General features: G+C 70.6%; 23 protein-coding genes. 5 read left to right on the forward strand and 18 right to left on the reverse strand.

Going from position 1 to position 24,336, the window contains the following annotated elements:
* The 15 genes from E1267_RS07515 to E1267_RS07585 all read right to left on the reverse strand — a co-directional run.
* Nucleotides 1–894 (reverse strand): serine/threonine-protein kinase (locus E1267_RS07515; protein ID WP_132331155.1); only part of this gene is annotated, 894 nt, incomplete at its 3' end.
* A gap of 68 nt (nt 895–962) precedes the next feature.
* Nucleotides 963–2,126 carry an MFS transporter gene (locus E1267_RS07520; protein WP_132331157.1) on the reverse strand — a complete coding sequence of 388 codons (1,164 nt, stop codon included), beginning with the start codon at nt 2,124–2,126 and terminating at the stop codon, nt 963–965.
* Nucleotides 2,123–3,175 carry a 4-oxalomesaconate tautomerase gene (locus E1267_RS07525; protein ID WP_132331159.1) on the reverse strand — a complete coding sequence of 351 codons (1,053 nt, stop codon included), beginning with the start codon at nt 3,173–3,175 and terminating at the stop codon, nt 2,123–2,125. The genes E1267_RS07520 and E1267_RS07525 overlap by 4 nt, the downstream gene beginning before the upstream one ends.
* Nucleotides 3,169–3,810 (reverse strand): GntR family transcriptional regulator, encoded by a 642-nt coding sequence (locus tag E1267_RS07530; protein WP_181957759.1) that lies wholly within the window; start codon nt 3,808–3,810, stop codon nt 3,169–3,171. Before E1267_RS07530 ends, E1267_RS07525 begins: the two co-directional genes overlap by 7 nt.
* Nucleotides 3,811–3,898: 88 nt before the next feature.
* Complete coding sequence (locus E1267_RS07535; protein WP_132331163.1) at nt 3,899–4,996, reverse strand: ABC transporter substrate-binding protein; 1,098 nt, start codon at nt 4,994–4,996, stop codon at nt 3,899–3,901.
* Between the two features lie 23 nt (nt 4,997–5,019).
* The gene (locus tag E1267_RS07540; protein ID WP_132331165.1) at nt 5,020–6,774 is read right to left on the reverse strand and encodes an ABC transporter permease; all 1,755 of its coding nucleotides are present in this window, start codon (nt 6,772–6,774) and stop codon (nt 5,020–5,022) included.
* On the reverse strand, nt 6,774–7,853 hold the full coding sequence (locus E1267_RS07545) for an ABC transporter ATP-binding protein (protein ID WP_132331167.1): 1,080 nt from the start codon (nt 7,851–7,853) through the stop codon (nt 6,774–6,776). The genes E1267_RS07540 and E1267_RS07545 overlap by 1 nt, the downstream gene beginning before the upstream one ends.
* A complete protein-coding gene (locus E1267_RS07550; protein WP_132331169.1) occupies nt 7,850–8,488 on the reverse strand; it encodes an RraA family protein in 639 nt (212 codons plus the stop codon). The genes E1267_RS07545 and E1267_RS07550 overlap by 4 nt, the downstream gene beginning before the upstream one ends.
* Nucleotides 8,485–9,186 carry a PIG-L deacetylase family protein gene (locus E1267_RS07555; protein ID WP_220449373.1) on the reverse strand — a complete coding sequence of 234 codons (702 nt, stop codon included), beginning with the start codon at nt 9,184–9,186 and terminating at the stop codon, nt 8,485–8,487. Before E1267_RS07555 ends, E1267_RS07550 begins: the two co-directional genes overlap by 4 nt.
* A gap of 54 nt (nt 9,187–9,240) precedes the next feature.
* Complete coding sequence (locus E1267_RS07560) at nt 9,241–9,999, reverse strand: NAD(P)-dependent oxidoreductase (protein ID WP_132331173.1); 759 nt, start codon at nt 9,997–9,999, stop codon at nt 9,241–9,243.
* A 181-nt stretch (nt 10,000–10,180) separates the two neighbouring features.
* A complete protein-coding gene (locus E1267_RS07565; RefSeq protein ID WP_132331175.1) occupies nt 10,181–11,236 on the reverse strand; it encodes an ABC transporter substrate-binding protein in 1,056 nt (351 codons plus the stop codon).
* The gene (locus tag E1267_RS07570; RefSeq protein WP_132331177.1) at nt 11,233–12,078 is read right to left on the reverse strand and encodes an ABC transporter permease; all 846 of its coding nucleotides are present in this window, start codon (nt 12,076–12,078) and stop codon (nt 11,233–11,235) included. The genes E1267_RS07565 and E1267_RS07570 overlap by 4 nt, the downstream gene beginning before the upstream one ends.
* Nucleotides 12,075–12,842 (reverse strand): ABC transporter ATP-binding protein, encoded by a 768-nt coding sequence (locus E1267_RS07575; RefSeq protein ID WP_132331179.1) that lies wholly within the window; start codon nt 12,840–12,842, stop codon nt 12,075–12,077. The genes E1267_RS07570 and E1267_RS07575 overlap by 4 nt, the downstream gene beginning before the upstream one ends.
* Nucleotides 12,839–13,762, reverse strand: coding sequence for a DUF6282 family protein (locus E1267_RS07580; RefSeq protein ID WP_132331180.1), 924 nt, complete (start codon nt 13,760–13,762; stop codon nt 12,839–12,841). Before E1267_RS07580 ends, E1267_RS07575 begins: the two co-directional genes overlap by 4 nt.
* Nucleotides 13,763–13,842: 80 nt before the next feature.
* Nucleotides 13,843–14,556 carry a GntR family transcriptional regulator gene (locus tag E1267_RS07585; protein ID WP_246063595.1) on the reverse strand — a complete coding sequence of 238 codons (714 nt, stop codon included), beginning with the start codon at nt 14,554–14,556 and terminating at the stop codon, nt 13,843–13,845.
* Nucleotides 14,557–14,908: 352 nt separating this feature from the next.
* Between E1267_RS07585 and E1267_RS07590 the strand changes: the two genes are divergently transcribed.
* From E1267_RS07590 to E1267_RS07610, 5 genes are all read left to right on the forward strand, one after another.
* The gene (locus E1267_RS07590; RefSeq protein WP_132331184.1) at nt 14,909–17,032 is read left to right on the forward strand and encodes a PQQ-dependent sugar dehydrogenase; all 2,124 of its coding nucleotides are present in this window, start codon (nt 14,909–14,911) and stop codon (nt 17,030–17,032) included.
* 10 nt (nt 17,033–17,042) lie between these two features.
* Nucleotides 17,043–17,939 carry a sugar phosphate isomerase/epimerase family protein gene (locus E1267_RS07595; RefSeq protein ID WP_132331186.1) on the forward strand — a complete coding sequence of 299 codons (897 nt, stop codon included), beginning with the start codon at nt 17,043–17,045 and terminating at the stop codon, nt 17,937–17,939.
* A gap of 172 nt (nt 17,940–18,111) precedes the next feature.
* Complete coding sequence (locus E1267_RS07600; RefSeq protein ID WP_132331188.1) at nt 18,112–19,608, forward strand: alpha/beta fold hydrolase; 1,497 nt, start codon at nt 18,112–18,114, stop codon at nt 19,606–19,608.
* A 92-nt stretch (nt 19,609–19,700) separates the two neighbouring features.
* Entirely contained in the window at nt 19,701–19,931 is a 231-nt protein-coding gene (locus E1267_RS07605; protein WP_132331190.1) for a hypothetical protein, read from the forward strand.
* A gap of 98 nt (nt 19,932–20,029) precedes the next feature.
* Nucleotides 20,030–20,713 carry a C39 family peptidase gene (locus tag E1267_RS07610; RefSeq protein ID WP_132331192.1) on the forward strand — a complete coding sequence of 228 codons (684 nt, stop codon included), beginning with the start codon at nt 20,030–20,032 and terminating at the stop codon, nt 20,711–20,713.
* Between the two features lie 25 nt (nt 20,714–20,738).
* Here the strand turns inward: E1267_RS07610 and E1267_RS07615 are convergent, their stop codons facing one another.
* The 3 genes from E1267_RS07615 to E1267_RS07625 form a co-directional block, all read right to left on the reverse strand.
* Nucleotides 20,739–21,596 carry an SPFH domain-containing protein gene (locus tag E1267_RS07615; RefSeq protein WP_246063597.1) on the reverse strand — a complete coding sequence of 286 codons (858 nt, stop codon included), beginning with the start codon at nt 21,594–21,596 and terminating at the stop codon, nt 20,739–20,741.
* Nucleotides 21,597–21,698: 102 nt separating this feature from the next.
* A complete protein-coding gene (locus tag E1267_RS07620) occupies nt 21,699–22,631 on the reverse strand; it encodes a succinylglutamate desuccinylase/aspartoacylase family protein (protein ID WP_132331195.1) in 933 nt (310 codons plus the stop codon).
* Nucleotides 22,628–24,334 (reverse strand): ABC transporter permease subunit, encoded by a 1,707-nt coding sequence (locus tag E1267_RS07625; RefSeq protein WP_132331197.1) that lies wholly within the window; start codon nt 24,332–24,334, stop codon nt 22,628–22,630. The genes E1267_RS07620 and E1267_RS07625 overlap by 4 nt, the downstream gene beginning before the upstream one ends.
* Nucleotides 24,335–24,336: the final 2 nt, after the last annotated feature.

Genomic DNA, 24,336 nt, shown 5'->3' on the forward strand with positions numbered 1-24,336 from the left:
GGGCGGGGTGGCGGTCGACGCCACCTGCCCGCCGCCCTCATCGCCGCCCTTATCTCCGCCCTTCTCTCCGGGCCCGGCGTCCGACCCCGACCTGCGCAGCAGCCGCATCATGACGGTCTTGGCCGTCGGCCGCCGCTGCGGGTCCTTGGCCAGGCACTGCTCGACCACCTCGCGCAGCGGCCCGTCGAGCGCGCCGAGGTCGGGCTGCTCGTGCAGCACGCGCTGCATCACGGTGTGCGTGCCGTCGGCCCCGAACGGCGCCCGCCCGCAGGAGGCGAAGACCATCGTGGCCGCCCAGGAGAACATGTCGGACGCGGGCCCCACCGGCCGGCCCAGGATCTGCTCCGGGCTCATGTACGCCGGCGTGCCGATCTGCGTGCTGCTCGTCATCTGCACCGGGTCCAGCGTGCGCGCGATGCCGAAGTCGATCACACGGGGCCCGTCGGAGGCCATGATGACGTTGCCCGGCTTGAAGTCGCGGTGCACGACCTGGCCCTCGTGGATGGCGGCCAGCGCCGTGGCCGTGCTGATGGCCAGGCGGTCGAGCGCCGGGCCGCCCCGCGGGCCCTCGTCGCGGACGACGCGGTCCAGTGAGAGCCCCTCGACGTATTCGCTCATGATGTACGGCCGCCCGTGCTCGACGCCGGTGCTCAGCACGTCGGCGGTGCAGAACGACGCCACCCGCTGGGCGACCTGCGCCTCGCGCAGGAACCGTTCGGCGTTCTCCTCGTCGCCCGACTGGTCGGGCCGCAGCCATTTGATGGCCACGTATGCGTTCATGGGCGTCCTGGCGAGGTAGACGATGCCTTGTCCGCCTTCGCCCAACCTGCCGAGCAGCGGAAGGCCGCTCAGACGCTCGGGATCGCCGGGCACCAGGGGCATGAAGGATGGCATGCGGTAATTGTGTCCCTACGCAGGGGATCAACAGAACCTTACTCACCAGTATGGTTGGGCTGGACTTCTCAGTCGTCGGGGACCGCGGTGGCCGACCACGCCGCGACAGCCAGCGTCGCCCCCGTCAGCAGCAGCACCCCCGAGACCCCGCTCACCGCGGCCGCGGCCCCGGACACCGCCGGGATCAGCGTCTGGGCCAGCCGGTTGCCCGCGATCCGCAGGGACAGCACCGTGCCCTGGGTGCCGGACGGTGTCAGCCGGGTGACCCACACCATCGTCATGGGCTGGCCGAGACCGGCGGCGAAGCCGTACACGGCGGTGAGCCCGATGAGGACGGCGACGGGCACGGGAAGGGGCAGGCCGCACAACGCCAGCGCCGACACCGCGCACGCCGCCACCGTGAGCTTCCTGCGGCCGAGCAGCCGCACCAGCGAACCCAGGTTGATGCGCGACGCCATCGTCATGATCGAGCGTGCGGCGAGCATCGCGGTCACCCAGCCGGGGGCGATGCCCCTGCTGTGCGCGAGAGCCGGCAGGTACGCGAGCGTCACGTCGATCGACGCCAGGATCAGCCCGCTGACCAGCAACGCCCGGTACATGCCCGGGATGGCGAGCAGCCGCCGCGCCGGCCAGCGGGTCTCGGACGCGGGCGCCCGCGCGGCGCGGTGATGGCTGCCGAACCCGAACGAGGCCGCCAGCGTCACCAGGCTCGCAACCCCGCACGCGGCGGCGATCGGCTCCAGCGGCGGCGAGAGGGTGCCGGGCGCCGGCGGCATCAGCAGCAGCAGCGGTCCCACGCCCTGCCCCAGGGAGGTGATGAAGGTGTAGACGCCGAAGACGGTGTCCATGCCGCGCCGCCGCGCCTGACCCGTCACCGCCGACTGCTCGGCCACCATCGAGAAGATGATGCCGATGCCGAGCAGCGCGGTGGCGGCGATGAGCAGCGCGAGGTGCTCGGAGGCGACGAGGGCGACCGCCGAGGCGCCGGTCAGCGCGGCTCCCCCGATGACCATGCTGGGCCGCTCCCCCACCCGGTCGACGAGCCGGCCCGTGGCCACCGCGAGGATCAGCGGTGGAAGCGCGAACATGGCCGCGAGCACGGCCAGCCACACCGACCCGTACCCGAGCTCGATCACCGCGTACGACAACGACGGCCGCAGCCCGTAGCTGATGACCTGGACCAGGATCGCGTGGACCACGAGCAGGGGCCAGAAGACCCGGCCCGCGGTCATCGCGGATAGGCGGTGCCGTCGATGAGTTTGCGCGCGGTGCGTACGACTCCGGTCCTGGTGACGTCGTGCCCGTCGAGCTCGACCTCGACGTCGAGGTAGCCCGTCGGGTGCTCCACCCGTACCCGCGGGCCGTCGGAGAGCTCCGCGATGCCGCCGACCGCGCTGCCCGGCAGCCGCAGCGCCGCCGCCACGCTCGCCGCGCCCAGCACGCCGATCGAGGTGTGGCACCGGTGCGGGATGAAGGTCCTGGTGCCGCACGCGCCGCCGGACCGCGGCGGGGACACCATGGTCAGCTTCGGCACCGTGGTGTCGCTGACGTCGCCCAGCCCCATGCGGCGGCCCGCCTCCAGGCGCAGCGCCTCCAGACGGCGGCGCAGCGGCGCGTCGTTCTCCAGCTCCTCGGGACTCTCCGCGCCCGTGACGCCGAGCTGGGCCGCGGGCATCACCACGACCGGCATGCCGTTGTCCACGCAGGTGACGGTGACGCCGTCGACGACCTCGCTGACGTGTCCCGTCGGCAGCAGCGCGCCGCAGGTCGAGCCGGCCGTGCCCTGGAAGTCGAGCACGACGGGCGCGGCCGTGCCCGGCACCCCCGCGATCGCGACGTCGCCGTCATAGCGGACCTCGCCGCCGGGCGTGCGGACCGTCGCGGCCACGACGCCGCCGGTGTTCGCCATGGTGATGCGTACGGACGTGGTGTCCTGACCCGCCGCGACCAGGCCACGCTCGATGGCGAACGGCCCGACTCCCGCGAGGATGTTGCCGCAGTTCTGCTGGTCCGAAACCAGCGCCTGGTCGACGAAGACCTGGAGGAACAGGTAGTCGACCGAGCCGTCGTCCCCCGGCGACACCACGGCCACCTTGCTGGTGAGCGGATGGGCGCCGCCCAGGCCGTCGATCTGCCGGTCGTCCGGCGAGCCCATGATCCGCAGCAGCAGTTCGTCGCGCTCCTCCCGGTCGCCCGGCAGGTCGTCCGCGAGGAAGTACAACCCTTTCGACGTGCCCCCGCGCATGATCATGCAGGGGATGCCGGTACGCCCGGTCACCATGGGTCTCCGTTCGACGTCGCGGGCCGGGTGTTCTCCAGTGCCTCGATGACGCTGCGCAGGTGGCTGCGCATGGCCTTCTCCGCCCTGCCCTCGTCACGGGCGCAGATGGCCTCGATGATCTCCAGGTGCTGCGGCAGCGACACGGCCGCCCGGCCCGACTGGAGGGCCAGCCGCACCTGATAGCGCGTCAGGTTGCCGCGGATGCGCTCGATGATGTCACCGGCCGCCGACTGGCCGCTGATCGTCCTGATGAACGCGTGCAGCTCCTTGTTGCAGTTGGAGTATTCGATGAGGTCGCCGGAGGCCTCGTACTGCCGCATCCGCTGCCCGATGGAGCGCAGCTGGGCCGCCTGACCGTCGGTGACCCTGGCGGCCGCCTTGGCCGCGCAGAGCCCCTCGACGACCATGCGGATCTCGGTGAACTCGATGGCCTCCGCGAGGGTGATCGCCCGGACCCGCGCACCCCGGTTCGGGATTCGCTCCACCAGACCCTCGCTCACCAGGTCGGCGAGCGCGTTGCGCACGTGCGACCTGGAGGCGCCGAGTTGGGCGCAGAGATCCGCCTCGATGAGGCGCTGATTCGGTGCCAGATCCCCCGCGAAGATGGCTTCACGAATCCGGTCCACTACTTTCATTGGTCGGACGTCCCCGATCCTGACTCACGTGATCGCTTCGCCCGGCGGGACGGCCCGCCGGGACTGCCAGAGCATGGCCACCGGTTCGTCAGCCGGTGTAGCCGAAGATCTGCCGCCACCGCTTCGCGTCCTCCTCGACGTACTTGAGAGAGGTCTCGGCGTCCGTCCGGTAGAGCCAGCCGGAGTCGGCGGCCGGGAAGGCCTGGTCACCGACCTGCGGGGCGCCGACGTCCGCGCGCACCGGATAGTCGCCCTGCTGTACGGCGATCTTCTGGGCGTCCTTGGACAGCAGCCAGGCGGCGAACACCTTGGCGGCGTTCGGCGACGGAGCCTGCGAGCCCACGCCCGCGTAGAAGGGGTAGCCGGCCGCGCCCTCCTCGGGAACGGCGATCGTCAGCGGCGCCCCGTCGGCGATGGCGCCGACCCCGGTCGCCACCGGCATCGTCGCCACGGACACCTCGCCGCGCGTCAGCGCGTCGGTCTGCCCCGCGGACGAGTCGAAGATGCGCGGCTTGTTGGCGGCGTACTTCTTCAGGTAGTCGCCGCCGATCTTGTCGAACTGGAACCTGGTGAGCGCGGCGGTGCTGCCGCCGGCGCCGACCTGGACGATCCCGAGCTTGCCCCGCCACTTCGGGTCCAGCAGGTCCGCCCAGTTCTTCGGCTCCTGCCCCTTGGGCACGACGGCGTTGTTGAACGCGAACGAGTAGACCCGGTCGAAGCTGGAGAAGTAGAGCCCGTCGTCCTGGATCGCGTCGCCCGCCGCGGTCTTCGCCGCGTTCTGCAGCGGGGTCTTCTGGAACGTTCCGGCCTTGACGAGGGAGACGATGATGTCCTCCCCCGAGATGCGGATCACGTCGGCGCCGAGCTTCTTCGCGCCGACCTCCGAGAGCACACGCTCGGCGAGCTTGTTCGGGGCCAGCCGGATCGTCTCCACCTCGATCCCGGTCGCCTCCGTGAAGGCGTCGGTGACGGCCTTCTCCGAGTGCTCGCTGCCGCCGGTGTAGAAGACCAGGGAGCCTTCCTCCTTGGCGGCCGAGAACAGCTGCTCGTCGGCGATCAGCTCGCCGCCGACCTCCAGCTTCGCGGCCTCGCCGGCGCCGCCGCCGGACCCACCGCATCCGGCCAGCGCCAGGACCGCGGCGACGGCTGTCGCAAGGGCTCTGCGACCCGTACGGCCAGCATTCATGATGTCTCCCTACGAGAGTTGGGCTATCTCTGCTCGCTGGCGCCGAAACGCCTGGACAAGATGGACAGGGCGAGGATCACCAGGCAGTAGAGCAGGCTCGTGGCGGCCGCCCGCTGCAGGATCCCGTTGTCGAAGTCGTCGAAGATCACGATGGACAACAACCGCGTGTCCGACGTGAAGAGGAACAGCGGCACCGTCAGCTCCCGCATCGACAACATCAGCAGCAGCAGGAAGGTCGAGGTGAGACCCACCCGCAGCAGCGGCGCCGTGATGGTGGCGATCGCGCGGGTGCGGGAGGCGCCGTGCATCACGGCGGAGTCCTCCAGGTCGCGGTCGACCTGGCCGATCGACGAGGCGACGCCGCGGAACCCCTGCGGCATCTGCGCCGCGACGAACGCGATCACCATGACGGCGAGCGTCCCGTACACCGGGATCGGCATGATCAGCCACGTCCACAGCAGGCCCAGGCCGAGCACGATCGCCGGGATCGCCAGCGGCAGCATGGACACGTACTCCAGCGACTGGCGGCCCGGCAGCTTGGTGCGCTGCACCACGTACGCCACCGCGAACGCCAGCAGGGTGCCGAGCAGCGCCGCCGCGAGCGACACCACGACGCTGTTGACCGTGGCCCGCTGCGCGATGCTCGAGTCCAGCACGTCGGCGAACGCCTCGACGGTGAACGCGTCCGGCTTGCCGAACGCCCCGAGCACCGTGCCGATGTACGGCGAGTCGTGCAGCGCGACGAACAGCAGCGCGAGCACGGGAAGCACGGTCGACAGGACGAAGTAGCCGAGCCCGGCCAGCAGCGCGGGCAGCCGCCACCCGCCGAGGTCGATCCGGCGCGGCTTCATGCCCTTGCCGGAGACGGTGGTGAAGGCACGCCTGGCCAGCATGCGCCGCTGCAGCGCGGTGACGACCAGCACGACCACCACCAGGGCGATCGCCACCGCGGCCGCCTCGTTGCCGCGCGAAGGCGTCGAGTTCATCAGCCGGTAGATGTAGGTGGGCAGCGTCTCCACACCGGCGGCCCCGCCGATGATCTGCGACACGGGGAAGTTCTCGACGGTCAGCACGAAGATCAACACGGCCGCGCCGAGGAACGCCGGGGTGACCAGCGGCAGGGTGACCCGGCGCAGCACCTGGCCGAAGGGCGCCCCGTGCACGTTGGCGGCCTCCTCCAGGTCGGGGTTCATCAGGCTGAGCGCGCCGTGGACGAGCAGGAACGCGTAGGGCGCGTAGTAGAGCGCGAGCACCACGATCAGGCCGGCGATGTTGTTGATGTCGACGAACGGCGGCAGCCCGAGGTCGCGCAGCGTGATGTTGGCCAGCCCGGCGTTCTCGCTGCCCAGCACCGACCACGCCAGCGCGCCCACGTACGACGGCAGCAACATCGGCAGCAGGCCCACCAGGTAGAGGAACCCGCGCCAGTACACGTTGGTGCGGGCGGTGACGAAGGCCAGGAAACCGCCGATGAGCAGCGCCAGCACGGAAGCGCCCGCGCCCACGGCGAGCGAGTTGAGCGCCGCCTTCACCGAGCCCGCGCTCGTCACGTTGACGAAGTTGTCGAAGGTGAGCCCGGTGAGGCCGAAGTTGCCGGGCCGCGGGGTGTCCGACGCGAACGCCGACAGCACCACCAGGGCAACCGGCGCGAGGATCAGCAGGGCGAGCACGGCGAACAGCACCCCGGGCAGCGTGATCTCACGCAGCAGGCGCCGGGCGCGTCCGCGCAGCGCGGGCGGCCGGTTCCGTACGGGCTTCTCGGCGGTCTGCGACGTCATCACGCGGCCACTTCCGCGGGCAGCACCCGCATCGCGCCGGCCGGCAGCGACACGGTGACCGCGTCGTTCATGCCGAACGGCCGTCCGGCGGACTTGAGCTGTACGGCGTCCAGTTCCAGCCCGTCGCCGACCCGGACGCGGTAGGCGACGGTAGAGCCCTGGAACGCGAAGCTGACGATCGTCCCCGGCAGCGTGTTGACGCCGCCCTGGCCGCCCGCGCCGAGCAGCACGTCCTCGGCCCGGACGCACAGCCGCAGGGTCTCGGCCGGCTCGTACGGCTCGACCTTGAGCTTCTGCCCGGTGGCGGCCAGCTCGACGCAGGTGGCGTCCCGCGGCGTGACGGGGATGACGTTGTCGACGCCGAGGAACTCCGCGATGGCGGCGCTCTTCGGGTTGGCGTAGATCTCGTGCGGCTCGCCGATCTGCACGATGCGGCCCGCCTGCATGAGGGCGATCCGGTCGGCCAGGGCCAGCGCCTCGTCCTGGTCGTGGGTGACGTACAGAGAGGTCAGCCGCAGCCGCAACTGCAGCTCGCGCAGCTCCATCCTGAGCCGGTGGCGCAGCCGGGCGTCCAGATTGGACAGCGGCTCGTCGAGCAGCAGCACCGACGGCTGCATGGCGAGGCTGCGGGCCAGGGCGACCCGCTGCATCTGGCCGCCGGACAGCAGGCTGGCCCCGCGGTCGGCGAGGTGGTCGAGGCCGACGAGTTCGAGCGTCTCGTGCACGGCCTGGTTGATCTCCGCCTTCTTCCTGCCCTTCATCCTGAGTGGGAAGGCCACGTTCTCGAAGACGGTCATGTGCGGCCAGATGGCGTACGACTGGAACACCATGCCGACGTTGCGCTTGTTCGGCGCGCGGTTGATGCCCCTGCCGCTGTCGAAGACCGTCTGGTCGCCGATGGTGATGACGGCCGACGCCGGCGTCTCCAGGCCCGCGATGCAGCGCATGGTACTGGTCTTCCCGCAGCCCGACTGGCCGAGGAGGACCAGAGATTCCCCCTCGTTCACCGTCAGGTCGAGGTCGGACACCGCGACCGCGTCGCCGTATTTCAGGGTGAGCCCGTGGACGTCGACCTTCATGGTGAGCCCTTCTCGTCGGCCGCCCGGAAGCCGTGCAGGTCGTACGAGAGCCCGCCCGCGAGGTACTGCTCGCGCGCCTTGGCCTCCTTCGCCTCACGGGCCCGGCCGGCCGCCACCACCTCGTCGATCCGCTGGGCGGGTACGACGGCCGCGCCGTCCCCGTCCATGAGCACGGCGTCTCCCGGGCGGATCAGCGTGCCCCCGACGACAGCGGGCAGGTCGATCGTGCCCCGGTGCGCCTTGGCCGCGCCGCGCACCCGGATCCACCGGGCCCAGATCGGCAGGCCGAGCTCGCGCAGCGTGTCCGCGTCGCGCACCGAGGCGTTGATCAGCAGGCCCGCCGCGCCCTGGGCCTTGAACTGGGTGGCGAGCAGGTCGCCGACCACTGCCACGGGCACCGGGTTGTCCATCGTCAGCACGACGACGTCGCCGGGGCGGGTGCGGGCGGCGGCCTCGTGCACGGCGCGGTTGTCGGCCGGGCCGCACACAGCGATCCGCGCGGGTCCCGCGACGGCGGTGCCCGGGATCAGCTGGACGAAGTCCTCGTCGATCAGGCCCTGACGGCCGGACGCCTCGTACACGGTGGCCACGCCGAGGCGGGCCAGTTCGTCGAACCTGCCCTCGCGCCCGCTCACAGCGACCCCACCACGTTCGGGACGATCCGCTGGAACGCCTCGGCGTGCCGGATCGCCTTGTCGCCGGTGACCTTGCGGGCGTGGTTGGCCCGGTGCCCGGCGCGTTCGGTGTAGTACTGCTTCAGGTACGATTGCGCGCTCATCGCGTCCATGGCCTTGGACTTCGCCTCGAACACCTCGGTGATGTCGACGAACACCGTCGGGACGAACCCGCACAGGTCCGGCTGGTGCGGCTCGAAGACCAGGAACTCCGACGGCGGCGCGGTGCGGAACCCGGCCTCGACGACCGCGCCGGAGGTGAGCAGCCGGGCCTGCGAGACGACCTGGTAGGCCACGGGATGGTCGGGGTTGAACGGGTCCTTCTCCGGGTGGGTGAGGACGACGTGGGGGGCGTGGTCGCGCATCAGCTCGGCGAGCCTGTCGATGGCCTCGTCGCCCGCGCGCAGTGGGTAGTCGCCCAGGTCGAAGCACTCGTAGCTCGCGCCCACGGCCTGCGCGGCCTCGGTGGCCTCGGCGTGCCGGATCCGCTTGACGTTCTCGACCGTCTGGCCGGGTTCCTTCCACAACTCGCCGGACTCGCCGCGCTCCCCGTACGAGAGCGTCACCACGCGGGCTTCGCCGCCGGCCAGGGTGTGCTTGGCGATGGCGCCCGCCGCGCGCCAGACGAAGTCCGCGCTGTGCGCTCCGACGACCAGCATTCTTCGTACGGTCATGTCTTGGGTTGCCCTTTCGTCGTGGTGGGAGGGGTCCGGTCATTCGTCCAGCAGGGAGGCGAGCCAGGCGCGGGAGGCGTCCATGACCCAGGAGGGCGTGCCGAGCTCCGCGAGGTAGCCTGCGGCGTCCTCGACCTCGTGGACCCGCCGGGCGGCGTGCGCCTTGCTGCCCTGGACCAGCCGGTCGATGAGCTGGTCGACGTCGCCGGACAGCTCGGCCACGATCTGGGCCCGCAGCCACTCCCGCTCGCCCGCGGCGCCGGCGGCGGTCTCGCACTCCAGCATCAGCGCGGCCATGCCCTTCATGAAGACGCTGCGCAGCAGTTTCCTGGCGGCGGCGGCGCCCGCTCCGCCGGGGATGCTCTCGACGGGCACCGCGGCGGGCCGCACGAGGGCGGCGAACGCGTCGGCGCCGGTGCCGCTGGCCATCAGCGGGGTGCGGGCGCCCTGGCGGGGCACCGGCGCCAGCACCGCGACGTCGGCGAACCGCACGTCCTGGGCGGCGGCCAGCTCGGCCAGGGTCCGTTTCAGTGCGGGAGACCCGGTGTTGAAGTCCGCATACACTGCGTGTTTCGGACAAGAAGGAAGCGCCTCCTGAGCGAGCGATTCGGCGGCCCTGGCGCCCACGAGGCTGATGACGAGATCGGCGCCGTCGACCGCCTGCTCGGCCGAGGGCACCTGCTCCACGTCGTCGCCGGCCTGCACGTACGGGTCGAAGCCCCGTACACGGAGGCCGGCCGCACGCAGGTCACGTGCGTAGATCCGGCCGGCCTCGCCCAGCCCCAAGATCGCGGTCATTGTCACGCCGGCTCCCGACCATCCTGTTGATGAAACAGTAACCAGAATTGTTGACAATATAATAGCCAATGTCAACCCTATTTCGGTCTCATGACCGGTTGATTTCCGGACCGCCGCGCGGGCATGCCGCCGGCCAGGGCCCTGCTCGTACGGGGCCCTGGGTCGCGTCGTGGAGCGGCCGTCAGGGCCCGGCGATCCTGAGGTCCCGCGGGACGATCTCCTCGTACGACGGGAACCGGTCGATCAGGCCGGTCTCGCGGTGGAAGGCGACGGCGGTGTCGTAGGAGGCCCGGGCGAAACCGATCTCCTTCGGGATCTCCTCCCTGATGATCTCGGAGAGCGCGGCGAGCGCCTCCGGATCGGTGCCCTTGAGATATTCGGCCAGCAGCGGCTCCACCTGCGCCGGCTGCTCGTGGATCAGGCGCTGCGCCCGTCCGACGGCCCGCTGGAAGGCCGCGACCTCCTCCGCCTTCTCCTCCAGGGTCGCCTGGGTGGTGAACACGACGCCGTGGGCCACGCTCGACAACTGCGGCACGTCACCGCGGGCCGGCGAGATGTAGTTCCTGCCGATCCCCGCCGCCTCCGCCTGCTGGGCGATGGGCTGGAAGAAGGCGAGCGCGTCCACCCGGCCCGACTTCAGCGCGCCGAGCGCGGCCGAGGTGACGCCGCCCAGGTTGACGAGCTCCGCGTCGGTGTCGGTACGCAGGCCGACGCGGGCGAACAGGTACGTGACCAGCGCCTCCGTGCCGCTGCCCGGCCCGGTGATGCCGATCTTCTTGCCGCGCAGCGCGCGGATCCGGTCGTCCAGCGGCTCCGACTCCCCCGGCCAGCCCGGTTTCCCGCTCACCACGATGTCGACGTAGTACTTGTCGACCAGGTTGGCCGCCAGGCGGGTGCTCTGGTCGACGCCCGACAGGTTGAGCGCGTCGGTCATCACGCCCGCGCCCAGGTCGATGCTGCCCGACTTGAGCGCGGCGGCGACCTTCGCGCCCGTGCCCAGCCGCGGCCGCTCGCCGAGGGTGACGCCCTGCTCCTTGAAGTAACCGTTCTTCTCCGCGACGAACAGCGGGAAGAACGCGACGGAGTTGCTGATCTGGCCGACGTTCAGCACGTCCGCCGGGGCGGTGGAACCGCGCTCGGCGCAGCCGGTCACCGCCACCACGAGGGCGACCAGGGCCGCCGCCAGCGATCGCGGCCGGCGCGCCCCGAAAGGGTGTCCTGTCACGAACGGGGTCATGTGCGCGCCTCCAACGGCTTCCATCTGCCGACCCACCGGTCGAACAGCCCCACGACGAGGTTGAGCAGCGCCGCGATCACGCTCAGCACCACCAGGGTGGCGAACACCCCGGCGGTGTCGAACTGCGCGGCCGCGTCGTTGATGAGGTAGCCCAGCCCTCGGTTCGAGGCCACCAGTTCCCCGATCACCGCGCCGATCAGCGCGTACGGCACCGCGACCTTGAGGCCGGTGAGCATGCCGGTCATCGACGACGGCAGGATCACCTTCAGCGCGATGTCCCGCTTGGTGCCGCCCATCAGGCGTACGGCGTCGACCAGCCCTCGATCGACCTCGCGCACGCCCGCCGCCGTGTTGAGGAACACCAGGAAGAACACCGTGGCCGCGGCCAGCAGCACCTTCATGTTCGTGCCGATGCCGAACCAGACGATGAACAGCGGGGCCAGCGCCACCTTCGGGATGGAGTACAGCGCCATGACGAAGGGGTCGAGCACCCGGTACACCCGGGGCGCCGAGGCGAGCAGGAACCCGGCGAGCGCTCCGGCGGCCGAGCCCAGCACGAAGCCGAGCACGATCTCCTCCAGGGTCACCCAGGTGTTGGCCCACAGGACGCCGTCCTGGTGCCATTCGATGAGCCGGGTCCAGATCGCGCTCGGCTTGCTGGTGAACGTGATGTCGAACCACCGCTCGGCCGACCACTCCCAGACGGCCAGCAGCACCACGACCAGCGCGAGGCGGCTGAGCGCCACGGTGACCGTGCCGCCGCGCCGCTCCCACCAGGTACGTTCGATCGGGACGGTCTCCGCCGCGGGCGCCGCCGCGCTGTCAGGCGGTGCGCTGCTCATGAGCGGGCTCCCTCTGCCAGCGCGGCCGTCATCTCCCTGTGCAGGGCGACGAAGCCGGGGTCGACGCGCATCTCGTCGGCGGCGCGCGGCCTGGGGATGTCGATCTTCCGGTCGAGCACCACGCGGCCGAGCCGCCCGAGCACCACGACCCGGTCGCCCAGCAGCAGGGCCTCCTCGATGTCGTGGGTGACGAAGACGACGGTCTGCCCGCTGCCCTCCCACAACCGCAGCAGCTCCGCCTGCAGGTCGGTGCGCAACTGCGCGTCGAGCGCGCCGAACGGCTCGTCGAGCAGCAGCGTCTCCGGATCCCCGACCAGCATCCTGGCCAGGCTGACCCGGCGCCGCATGCCACCGGACAACTCGCGCGGGTAGTGCCGCTCGAAGCCCCACAGCCCGACCCGTTCGATCAGCTCAGCGGCGCGCTCGCGGCGGCGCGGCGCGGGCACCCCCTTGATCTCCATGGGCATCTCGATGTTGCGCCGCACGTCGCGCCACGGCATGAGCGTGTCGCTCTGGGTGAGGTAGCCGATCTCGGGACGTGGACGCACGATCGGCTCGCCCCGGTAGGTGACCGTTCCCGAGGAGGGCGGGATGAGCCCGGCGAGGAGGTTGAGCATCGTCGACTTGCCGCATCCGCTGCGGCCGAGGACGGTGACGAAGCCCGCCTCCTCGATCTCCAGCGTGAAGTCGCGCAGCGCCACGATGCCCAGGTCGTCCTTGACGAACTGCTTGGACAGCGACTCCAGCCGCAGGATGGCGCTCATGTGCCGGCCTTGGCCAGCCATCGGGAGTTGCGTACCGCCATGGTGTGCACGTCCCCTTCGGTGAAGCCCTCGGCGAGCAGCCGGTCGGCCAGCAGCGCCAGACCGTCCTCCACCGGCGGATTGAACGGCTGGCCGAGGTCACTGGAGAGCACGGAATGGCGGGGGCCCGCCTCGGCGACCGCGCCCAGCCACGCCTCCCAGGTGACCTTGCCGGTGTAGGGGGTGGTGAAGCAGCGTTCGAGCAGCGCGCCCTTGGCGGCCAGCCGGCGCTGCGTGTCGGGGGCCACCCGCTGCGAGGTGAACTCCGGGTGCGTGACCACGATCCTGCGCACGCCCTCCGCGACGGCCGCGTCCACCACCATCTCGATCTCCGCCGCGCTGAGATGGCCGGTCGCCAGGGTGAGGTCGTGCTTGGCGATCACCCGTAACACCTGACGGGCGCGGTCGAGCACGGCGCCGTCCGCGGCCACGACGTCGACCGGGTCGGCCGCCATGCCCTCGGCTCGGAGCTCCTCCTGCAGCCGCGCCCACATCGGGGGCCTGGCGCCCTCGGGGTCGGCAGCGGTGCAGGCCCGCTGGTTGGCGCTGTCCACGGTGGGCAACCAGACGACCTGGGCGCCGCCGCGCGCGGCCACCTCGACCGCGATGGGGTTCAGGCCGCCGACCGATCCGTTCATGGTGATCGCCCCGACCGCGCCGAAGCCGGGGACGGCCGCGCGCACCACCGCGGCGCGCTCTGTCGTGGGGACGTAGTGGGATTTCAGTACGTAACCGGCCAGCCCCACCTCGGCGAACCGTGGGGCGAGGGTCAGGTCGTCGATGCGCCGCGGCATGACGTCGGGCGCCACATGGATGTGGATGTCGTACGCGCCGGCGACGATCTCGCGGGCGCGGCGGGATGGTGTCGGGTGGTCGGCCACAACCGCCTCTTACTGTCGACCCGATGCTGCCGTGATTGTTAACAATCTGTGCGACAAACGTCAAGGGGTCGGCGCGACCACTACCGCGGCGGCTGGTGATTCGCCGCCTTCAACGCCTCGATCACGCTGCCCAGATGGCGGCGGACCGCCCGTTCGGCCGCTCGGGCGTCACCGGAGCAGATCGCCTCGATGATGGCCAGGTGCTCCGGCAGCGAGACCGCCGGGCGGCCCGGCTGGAGCGCCAGCCGGAACTGGTGGCGTACGCTCTGGGCGCGCAGCCGCTCCAGCACCCGCTCCGCGGTCCCCTGGCCGCTGAGGGCGCGGATGCGCTGGTGCAGCAGTTGGTTCGCCTCGGAGTAGCCGAGCACGTCGCCCATCGCGACGGCCGCCTCCATCCGGGCGCCGATCCCGCGCAGCTCCGCCGCGTCGTCGGCCTTCGCCCGCTCGGCCGCCTTGGCCGCGCACAGGCCCTCGACCGCCATCCGCACCTCGGAGATCTCGATCGCCTCCTCCAGGGAGACGGTCCGCACCCGCGCGCCGCGGTTCTGCACGCGCTCCACGAGCCCCTCGTTGGCGAGCTGGAGCAGCGCCGTGCGCACGGCGCTGCGGCCGGCGCCGAAGCGCGCGCTCAGGTCGGCCTCCACCAGGCGCTGGTCGGGCACGTATTCACCCCTGACGATGGCGTCGCGGATCTCTCCGAGCACGGCGTCCGCGTCGCCCTCCCCCCGCCGGGCGGGCGCGGGCCCCGCCGGGGCATCGGCGCGGGCCCCGGACGCACCCAGGTCAGCCGACAAGTCAGCACCCCTCCGTACATCGCTCATCTGCTGAGATGTCAGCGATATTGTCACCAATCGTGCAAAAGAAGCGTAGCGACCGGTCAGGCAAGGGAAATATCACCTTTCCAGTGGACGAAAGAGGCACCCTGCCGTCGCGGTGATCGATGCGGGCGGTGGCCCATGTCCCACGCCCACACCGCGATCCCCACCCGGCTGCGTCCGCCCAGATTGCGGTGGGGGCACTTAGTGCGATCGCGGGCGAAAGGCAGCCGATGATCCGCGATTAGGCCCTCCTGCATCGAAGAAACTCGGGTTACATTCACGGTGCTTTGCCCTCTCTTACCCCCCTGAGCAGACCGAAGGGAGAGGCATGAGACCGAGAACCGTGATCGCGGCCATCGCCGCTGCGGCGATCCTCCTGCCGTCCGCCACCACGAACGCCGCCGCGACCGTCACCGTGCCGGCCTCCGGGACGTCCGGAGGCGCGGCCCCGCCGCCCGACGACCAGTTCCAGAAGGTGACGCTGAACGACCATCCGGGCGAACCCATGGACCTGGCTGTGTTACCCGACTCGAGGGTGCTGCACACCACCAGGAAGGGCGAGGTCTGGCTGCACGACCCGAAGACCGGACTCAACACCCTGGCCGCGCGGCTCGACGTCTACCAGCACGATGAGGAAGGGCTGCAGAGCATCGCCCTCAGCCCCGGCTTCGGCCAGGGTTCGAAGAAGGACGACTGGGTCTACCTCTACTACTCCCCGCCGCTCGGCACTCCGACCGACGACCCGGCCACGCCGGACGTCAACGAGGGCGACGCCCCTCTCACCGGCACGCCGGACGACTTCGCGCCCTTCAAGGGGCTGATCCGGTTGTCGCGCTTCCGCCTCACCGGCGACACGATCGACCTGCGCACCGAGCAGCGCGTCCTCGACGTGCCGGTGGACCGCGGCATCTGCTGCCACGTGGGCGGCGACATCGTGTTCGACGCCCAGGGCAACCTCTACCTGTCGACCGGCGACGACACCAACCCGTTCGCCTCCGACGGCTTCACCCCGATCGACGAACGGCCCGACCGCAACCCGGCCTTCGACGCCCAGCGCAGCTCCGGCAACACCAACGACCTGCGGGGCAAGATCCTGCGCATCAAGGTACGCGCGGACGGGTCCTACTCGATCCCGCGCGGCAACCTCTTCAGGCCCGGCACGCCACGCACCCGGCCGGAGATCTACGCGATGGGCCTGCGCAACCCCTTCAGGATCGAGCTCGACCGCTCCACCGGCGACCTGTACGTGGGCGACTACTCCCCCGACGAGCAGGAGGCCGACCCCCGGCGCGGCCCGGCCGGCACGGGCAAGTGGACGACGATCCGCAGAGCCGCCAACTACGGCTGGCCGTACTGCGCGACAGCGCGGCTCCCGTACGTCGACTACGACTTCGCGACCGGCGCGTCCGGCGCGGCGTTCGACTGCGCCGCGCCCGTCAACGAGTCGCCGCACAACACCGGCAGGCGCGAGCTGCCGCCGGTCACGCAGCCGCAGGTGTGGTACTCGTACGGGCCCTCGGCGGAGTTCCCGCAGCTCGGCACGGGCGGCATCGGCCCGATGGCGGGCCCGGCCTACGACTACGACCCGCGTGACACGCGCGGCCGCACGGCGGTGGGCTGGCCGAAGTACTACGACGGCGTCCCGCTGTTCTACGAGTGGACCCGCGACTACGTGAAGGCGTTCCACCGTGACGGGCGGATCGAGGACGTGCTGCCCTCGCTCGTCTTCGACAACCCGATGGACATGGAGTTCGGCCCCGACGGCGCCCTCTACGTGCTCGAATACGGCGACGGCTACTTCCAGGAGAACGAGGACGCCCAGCTGGCGCGCTACGACCACATCGGCAACACCGGCAACCACACGCCCGTCCCCGCGGCCACGGCGTCGGTGACGGCCGGTCACGCGCCGCTCGCGGTCTCCTTCACCGCCGACGGAACCACCGACGCCGACGGCGACCGGCTCAGCTACGCGTGGGACTTCGACGCCGACGGGCGGGTCGATTCCCGCCGCCCCGAAGGGTCGTTCACGTACGAGGAGAACGGCCTGTACCAGGCCACGCTGAAGGTCACCGACCGGCACGGCAGGTCGGCGGCGACGTCGGTGCGGATCGTGGTCGGCAACGCCACGCCGGTCGTGGAGCTGGTCAGGCCGGTGGACGGGGACCCGTTCACGTTCGGCGACGTCGTGGAGTTCGAGGTGCGGGTCACCGACGACCAGGAGGTCGACTGCGCCGACGTGACCGTGGACTACATCCTCGGCCACGACGACCACGGCCATCCGCAGACGACGGCCCGCGGCTGCACCGGCTCCATCCAGACGACCGAGCCGAGCGGACACGACCCGGAGACCGACGAGCTGACCGGCGTCTTCGTCGCCACCTACACCGACCCCGGCGGCGACCTGCCCCCGCTGACCGGAACCGACAGGGTCGTGCTCCAGCCCACGCGATAGGAGATCCCCCATGTGTTACGGCTACGGCCCCAGCAGGCGCTCGCTGCTCGCGGCGGGACTCGGCCTCGGGACGGCGGCCATCGCCGGCGCCTCGCCCGCCGCCGCCACGCCGCCCCACCATCACCACCGCAAGCACCGCATCCCGCCGGGCCAGATCAGCATGCAGCTCTGGACGGTACGCGACGACCTCGCCCAGGACTACGACACCACCCTCGCCTACCTGGCCGAGATCGGTTATCCCAAGGTCGAGCTGGCGCTCGGCTATTTCGGGCGTACGGCCGCGCAACTGCGCGCGTTCCTCGACGGGCTCGGCATCCGCTCCACCTCCAGCCACGACGACATCAGCCCCGACGACGCCGCGCTCGACACCAAGATCGAGAACGCCCTGACGCTCGGCCAGTCGTTCATGGTCGTGCCCTACCTGAACTCCGACAGCGAGGACCAGTGGAAGGCCTGGGCCGAGCGCATGAACGTGGAGGCGGCCGCCGCGCGCAAGGCGGGACTGCGCTACGGCTACCACAACCACGCCCACGAGTTCACCATCGACCTCGGGGGCGGCAGGACGCCCTGGGACGTGCTCACCTCCGAGCTCGACCCGCGCCTGGTCCATCTGGAGATCGACCTCTACTGGGCGGTCACGGGCGGCGTCGGGCGCGGCGAGCGTGATCCGGTGCGGTTCACGCTCGACGTGATCCGCCGGGCGCCCCAGCGGGTGCTGCAGTTCCACGTCAAGGACCGGCATCTCGACGGCGACATGGCCGACCTCGGCACCGGGACGATCGACTTCCGGCGCATCTTCGACAAGCACCGGGTGATCGAGTACATCGTGGAGAACGACACGCCGGACGTGACGCCCCGGCGTACGGCGGAGGTCGGGTACCGCTACCTGAGGAAACTGCGGTTCTAGGGACGCCTGGCCCTCACCCGGCGCCGGGTGGGGGCAAGGGCGGAAACGCACCGGAAACAGCCGCTGGTGCACAACTGAGGAGCCCGGAAAGTCCGGCACGCCGCGGATCGTCCCCCACGGTGCGTTCCCTTCCGAAGGATTTCGAGTTGTGAATCGTACGACAGCGACCTGTATGACCTTGGGAGTCCTGCTGACGGGCTTCGTCGCCCTCGCCTCACCGACCACGGCGGCGAGCACCTGGACCGAGCCCTCTGCCGTCAACTGGGCGGCCTGCCCTGAGATCTCGGATGACGAGCTGGGCAGAAAGTTGTCCGAGGAACAGCTCGCCAAGGCCAGGCAGCTGCTCGACCGCATGGAGTGCGGCACCATCAGCGTTCCCCGCGACTACGACGAGCCGCGCGGCGAGCAGATCACCGTTGCCCTGACCAGGCTGAAGGCCACCGACCAGAAGCGCCGGCTCGGCACCATGGCGCTCAACCCCGGGGGACCGGGCGGCAGCGGGTATCTGATGCCCATGGAGCTCGTCGCCACGGGCGTCGAGATGGACGACCGCTACGACCTGATCGGGTTCGATCCTCGGGGTGTGGGCCGCAGCACCAAGGCCGACTGCTCCGGCGACGGCCAGGGCGGACGGCCGCAGCCGGGCCCGATCACCGAAGAGCAGGCCAGGAAGGTCTACGACCGGACGGTCAAGAAGAACAAGGCGTGCGCCCAGTCGAACCCCGAGCTCATCGGGCAGCTCACCACCGGGAACACGGCCCACGACGTCGACAGGATCCGCGCCGCGCTGGGCGAGAAGAAGATCAGCTTCTACGGCGTCTCCTGGGGCGGATGGCTCGGGACGGTCCTGCGCAGCCTCCACGGCGGCAAGATCGACCGGATGTGGCTCGACAGCCCGGCACCGCCCTACTCAAGGACCGACATCGCCACGGAGTTGCGCGCCAAGGCCACCGACCGCAACTTCCAGCGCATGGCCGCCTGGATCGCCGAGCGGAACGACGAGTACGGGCTCGGCACGACCCGCCGGCAGGTGGCGTCGGCGGTGGAGAAGATGCGGAGGTCGTATGACGAGGAGCCTCTTGCCTTCACCGATATCGACCTCACCGTGGACGGTGCCCTGATCTCCCAGGCCGCGGGCAGCCCGAGCTTCAACTGGTCCCAGATGGCCCAGGTGCTGAGCGAACTGCGGGACGCCGAAGGGCCGAGCGCCCCGCCGACGGTCAGGAAGGTGTTCGGCAGCCCGCCGGCCGGCGCCCCCTCCGGCACCGACACGACGGCGAATCTCGCCTACCACTGCAACGAGGACCTGGGCTCGCGCTCATTCGAGGCGGCCTGGGCCGCCTACCAGAAGCGCCTGAAGCGCTACCCGGTGACCGGCAGGGCCACCCCCGCCACACCGGCGTGCGCGGGATGGCCGCTGCCGGTCGACAAGACCTCGCTCAAGCGCCACGGCGGCTCCTTGGTGCTGTCGGGTCACCGGTACGAGAACCTGTCGCCGTGGGAGGGCGTGCTCGCCACGCACAAGACCATCGGTGGCACCCTGGTCCGGATGAACGACGACGTGCACGGCTCCGCCATCCGGGTGCCCGGTTGCGTCGCGAAGGTGCTCGCGTACTTCGAGACCGGCCGGACCACCGACGCGTGCCCCACGCGCCCGGAACCTGCCTGACCGGCGGGTTCTCCCGGGTCGCCGACCTGCAAAAACGTCAAGAACGACCCAAAGATTGAGATATATCTGTCGAAACAGCGCATAATGCATTAATGACGTCCCACCGATCCGCACCTCGGCGACGCCTTCCCGGGAGCCCGTTCAATGTCCCCGAAGTCGCCCTCCCTCCGCTCGAGAGCTTCGTCCTCCAGGACAAGGTCAGCCACGACACCTACGGCCTCGGGTCAGTCATCGGGGTCGAGGAAGGCGTCGCCGTCCTGGTCGACTTCGGCGCCGTGACCCGTCGCATCGTCGCGCCGTACCCCAAGCTCTTCAAGCTCTGAGGCCCGGGCCGCGCGCGGCCCGGCTCCATGGTCACGGGCGACCGTCGGACTCGGTATTTTGTCACTCCCGTAACCCCTCTTGCACGGAGAGACACAACGTGGCCCCTGCCAAGCTCGCCCTCGGCACCGTTCTGACCGCCGCGGTCATGTCCACCGGCCTGTCCCCCCACGCCTCCCCCGCCGCCGCGCAGACCGCGGCCCAGCCGCCGGTCAGCGCCCGGCTCACCGGGCTGTCGCTGTTCGAGGGCTCGGTGAAGATCAAGGGACAGGCCCAGAAGACCGGTTACTACTGCGCGCCCGCGTCCAGCTCGATCGTCCTCCAGGCCTTCGGCGTCCAGCGCAGCCAGGACCGACTCGCCAAGGAGATGAAGACCGACCCGGAGGCGGGCGCCACCAAACGCCGGAACACCCTGTCCGTGCTCAACAAGCACCTCAAGCCGAAGGGCCACACGTTCCGCCTGACCTACGCCAAGAACAAGCCCAGCGCGCTGATGCTCAGCGTGTCGCACGCGGTGGGCGTGCTCAAGAAACCCACGATCCTCGCGGTGCTCGGCAACAAGCTGCCGTGGAGCAAGGCGAGCAGAAACTACGGCCACGCGATCGTGGCCTACGGCTACGACAAGGCGAAGGGCACGATCACCGTCTGGGACCCGAACGCGGCCAAGGGCGCGCTCGGGTCCCACGTGATCTCGGCCAAGGCCCTCGCCGCCGTCGTCAACGATCTGCCCGAGGGCGACCTGGGCGGCGTCTACACCCTGTCCAAGCCGCTCCTCCCCCCGTAGGCGGAGCGGGCGCGGCGGCGGCAGGTCAGTCGCCCTGCCGCCGCTGGTTCGGCGTGACGTTGATCTGGCCGCTGTCGGAGACGATGATCTGGATGCGCCCGTCCTTGACGGCCTGCCACATGACCGCGCCCTGCGGGCCGAGCACGTCCTTCAGCGCCTTGATGGCCTCCAGCTCCGTACGCGCCTTCTCGTTCTTCGCCTTCTGCGCCGTGTTCTCCTCCTGCGCCTGCTGGACGGCGGCCATCGCCTCGCGCACCTTCAGCGGCGGCTGCGGCTGCTGCAGCGTGACCGAGAACTTCTCGAAGAACGCCGTGCCGCCCTGCTCGCGCAGGAACTGCACCATGTACTCGGCGACCTTCGCCTCCCACTGCTGCTTGGCCTGCGGATCGCGGTACGTCAGCTCGCGCCAGGCGAACTCCTTGCTGGCGGCGTCGAGGGCCCGGTCGAGCGGCTGGCCGATGTAGACGCTGAGCAGCTTGTCCCAGCCCTCGTCGGTGTCGGCCTCGTACTTCAGCCCGATCTGCTCGTGGAACTGCCGCAACGTCTTGCAGTCGCTGGTGAGCGAGAACGTGACGACGCCGGACACCCGCATCTCCAGCGGGTCCTTCGTCCACATCGTCAGCGGCCCGGCCTCGGCCCCCGGCTTCGTGTTCGCCCCTTCCGGATCGTTGGGGTCGGCGGCGAACTCGAACGTACGCTGGCCGGCCGGATAGACGTAACCCTGGTCACCCGGTCCTGACACGTCGCGCACGCCCGGGTCGACGCAGTTCTGGAACGTGGTGTCGGAGAAGGCGCCGGCGTCGTAGACGATGCCCTTCTGGTCGGGCTCGGGGGTGGTGATCGAGCAGCCGGTGACCAGAAAGGCGGCGATTAAGGCTGTCATGACGGTCGTGTGTCTCATGCACGATCACGGTAGTACGCACCGCGACGACGCTGTGTGACGCTTCGGCGACCGTCCACGCATCGGCGCCCTCCCCGACGCCGGTCAGCCGGCGTCGGCCGGCTTGGCGGTGGCCCCGTCGGCGACCATGAAGCCGTAGTCACCGGGGGCGACATTGGTGAGGTGCTCACGGCCGAGCACCAGGATGCTCGGCTCGTACGGCGCCCTGATCACTTCGAGCTCCTCCGACGTGTACGGGCTGACGATCGTGGCCAGCGCCGTGCCCTTGGGCACCCGCTCTCCCAGCCGCGCGGCGCCGAAGTCCGACAGCACGGTGCCGCCGACGGTGGGCCTGAGCGTCGTCAGCGTGTCGACGACCACCTGGCCCTCCGGCGGCGCCACCGCGTCGCCCGGCAGCATGCCGATGGCGCGCAGGACGTTCAGCGTGCCGTCGACGCCCCGCTTCAGATAGTGCTCGACGCGCTGGCCGCCGCCCCCGAGCTCGCTGACCATGCAGCGCACGCCCTTCTCCAGCGCCCAGCCGGTGGCCGAGCCGATGTAGGGGTGGCCGCGGTAGAGCACGGTCGTGCCGTACGCCCGCGACATCTCGGCGCCGGCGTCGTGGAGGTAGGCGTACTCGACGGTGGCGAAGTTGCCGCCCGAGTGGAAGTCGATGAAGTAGTCGGCGCCCTCCAGGATCTCCGAGAGCGCGGCGGCCAGTTGCTCGGTGATGCTGCCGCCCCGGTCGCCGGGGAAGATGCGGTTGAGGTTGACGCCGTCGAGCGGCGTGTTGCGGGTCAGCGCCTGGTGCGCGTACGGGTTGGCCACGGGCACCGCGACGACGGTGCCGCTGAGCTGGGCGGGGTCGATGGCGTCCAGGAGGCGGCGGACCGTCTCCGATCCCATCGGCTCGTCGCCGTGGATGCCGCCGAACATCACCATGCGGGGGCCGTCGGAGGCGCCTCGCAGGGTGTGCACGGTCAGCTCCAGGCGGTGGCCACTGGCCAGGGTGGTCACCGGGATCCGTTCGACGGTCATGCGGAGGTTCCTTCCTTCACTTTCTCAACGGGTTCTTCTGGGGAGGGGGTCAGGGAGGAGAAGACGCCGGAGCGGGCCAGCAGCACGGCGACGGTCGCGGCGATGGCGAGGGCGGCGACGATGAGCAGGGTGGAGAGCGCGGCCAGCGTGGGGTCCTGAAATTTCTGCATGTAGATGAACATCCAGACCGGCAGCGTGTTCTGGTCGGGCGAGAGCAGGAAGACCGTCATGTCGACCTCGTCGAAACTCACCACGAACGCGAACAGCGCGGCCGCGATCAGCGCGGGCCTGATCTGCGGCAGCGTGGCCAGCCGGAAGGCCCGAAGCGGCGCCGCGCCCAGATCCTTGGCCGCCGCGTCGAGGGTGGCGTCGGCCCGCATCAGCGCCGCCGTCACCACGATGACGACGAACGGCAACACGATCACGGTGTGCGTCACCACCAGGCCGGCGACCCCGCCGAACAGGCCCAGCCGGTGCAGGTAGATGAACCCGGCGAAGCCGAAGGCCACCTTGGGCACCACGGTGGGTGAGAGTACGAACGACTGCAGCGGTCCGCGCCCCGGCATGCGGTGCCGGACCAGCGCCACCGCGACGGCCGTGCCGATGACCATGGCGAGGACGGTGGCCGCGATCGCCACCTCCAGGCTCAGCAGCGTCGCCGCGCCCAGGCCTTCCTGCTCGAAGAGGTTGGCGTACCACTTGGCCGAGAATCCCGGCGGCGGCCACGTGCCGTACGAGACGGACGAGAACGAGTTGATCACGATGATGACCAGCGGCAGCAGCACGTACGCGTAGACCGCCACGAGCCACCCGCTCCAGCCGCGCGCGCCGGTGGAGGCCGCGCCCGCCGCCGTCACCCCGCCCTGCTCGGCCCGCCCGGTACGCCGTTGCAGCCAGCCGAAGACGCCCAGCGCGACGACGGCCAGCGCCAGCAGCGCGTACGACGAGACCGCCGCGAGCGGCCAGTCGACGTTGTTGACGTTGTCGTAGATCTCGGTGGCCAGCACGTTCACCCGTCCGCCTCCGAGCAGGCTGGGCGTGGCGAACGAGCTGATCGACAAGGCGAACACCAGTTGCGCCCCGCCGATCAGGCCGGGCATGGTCAGCGGCAGCGTGACCTTGACGAAGCGCAGGAACGCGCCCGCGCCGAGGTCGCCGGCCGCCTCCCCGAACGCCGGGTCGAGCTGCCCGAGCGACTGGATGATCGGGAACACCATGAACGGCAGCAGGATGTGCACCAGCGCGATCACCACGGAGGAGCGCTCGTAGAGCAGCTCGACCGGCCCGAGCCCGGCCGGTTCGAGCAGGCTGTTGAGCACCCCGCTGTCGCCCAGGATCAGCTCCCAGCCGTAGGTGCGGGACACGACGCTGGTCAGCAGCGGCGCGAAGATGATGAACAGCCCGACGTAACGCCAACGCGGCTGCCGCACCCGGTGCAGGGCGTACGCCGTGGGATAGCCGACGACGGCGGCGGCGACCGTGGTGATCAGGCCGAGCACCACGGTCTCCCCGACGATCTGCCAGTGGTAGCCGCCCGTCAGGAACGTCTGCCAGGTGACCGCGGTGTGCGCGATGTCGGTGCCGTCGGGCAGGTACTGGTGGAAGCTGTATTCGAGCAGGGTGAGCATGGCCCCTGCGAACACACCGACCAGCAGGACGACGCTGGGCGCCGCCAGCAGGAGGGCCGTGCGATGTCTGCGCATGT

The sequence above is a fragment of the Nonomuraea longispora genome (genome assembly GCF_004348345.1).
Taxonomy (GTDB): domain Bacteria; phylum Actinomycetota; class Actinomycetes; order Streptosporangiales; family Streptosporangiaceae; genus Nonomuraea; species Nonomuraea longispora.

Bases quoted from the DNA above. Each gene is read 5' to 3' on its own strand.
- E1267_RS07620 (WP_132331195.1), bottom strand. From the start codon at position 22,631: ATGACCGTCGAACGGATCCCGGTGACCACCCTGGCCAGTGGCCACCGC.
- E1267_RS07535 (WP_132331163.1), bottom strand. From the start codon at position 4,996: ATGAATGCTGGCCGTACGGGTCGCAGAGCCCTTGCGACAGCCGTCGCC.
- E1267_RS07570 (WP_132331177.1), bottom strand. From the start codon at position 12,078: ATGAGCAGCGCACCGCCTGACAGCGCGGCGGCGCCCGCGGCGGAGACC.
- E1267_RS07520 (WP_132331157.1), bottom strand. From the start codon at position 2,126: ATGACCGCGGGCCGGGTCTTCTGGCCCCTGCTCGTGGTCCACGCGATC.
- E1267_RS07600 (WP_132331188.1), top strand. From the start codon at position 18,112: ATGACCTTGGGAGTCCTGCTGACGGGCTTCGTCGCCCTCGCCTCACCG.
- E1267_RS07595 (WP_132331186.1), top strand. From the start codon at position 17,043: ATGTGTTACGGCTACGGCCCCAGCAGGCGCTCGCTGCTCGCGGCGGGA.
- E1267_RS07530 (WP_181957759.1), bottom strand. From the start codon at position 3,810: ATGAAAGTAGTGGACCGGATTCGTGAAGCCATCTTCGCGGGGGATCTG.
- E1267_RS07560 (WP_132331173.1), bottom strand. From the start codon at position 9,999: ATGACCGCGATCTTGGGGCTGGGCGAGGCCGGCCGGATCTACGCACGT.
- E1267_RS07555 (WP_220449373.1), bottom strand. From the start codon at position 9,186: ATGCTGGTCGTCGGAGCGCACAGCGCGGACTTCGTCTGGCGCGCGGCG.
- E1267_RS07565 (WP_132331175.1), bottom strand. From the start codon at position 11,236: ATGACCCCGTTCGTGACAGGACACCCTTTCGGGGCGCGCCGGCCGCGA.
- E1267_RS07615 (WP_246063597.1), bottom strand. From the start codon at position 21,596: ATGACAGCCTTAATCGCCGCCTTTCTGGTCACCGGCTGCTCGATCACC.
- E1267_RS07625 (WP_132331197.1), bottom strand. From the start codon at position 24,334: ATGCGCAGACATCGCACGGCCCTCCTGCTGGCGGCGCCCAGCGTCGTC.
- E1267_RS07540 (WP_132331165.1), bottom strand. From the start codon at position 6,774: ATGACGTCGCAGACCGCCGAGAAGCCCGTACGGAACCGGCCGCCCGCG.
- E1267_RS07605 (WP_132331190.1), top strand. From the start codon at position 19,701: ATGACGTCCCACCGATCCGCACCTCGGCGACGCCTTCCCGGGAGCCCG.
- E1267_RS07590 (WP_132331184.1), top strand. From the start codon at position 14,909: ATGAGACCGAGAACCGTGATCGCGGCCATCGCCGCTGCGGCGATCCTC.
- E1267_RS07525 (WP_132331159.1), bottom strand. From the start codon at position 3,175: ATGGTGACCGGGCGTACCGGCATCCCCTGCATGATCATGCGCGGGGGC.
- E1267_RS07545 (WP_132331167.1), bottom strand. From the start codon at position 7,853: ATGAAGGTCGACGTCCACGGGCTCACCCTGAAATACGGCGACGCGGTC.
- E1267_RS07575 (WP_132331179.1), bottom strand. From the start codon at position 12,842: ATGAGCGCCATCCTGCGGCTGGAGTCGCTGTCCAAGCAGTTCGTCAAG.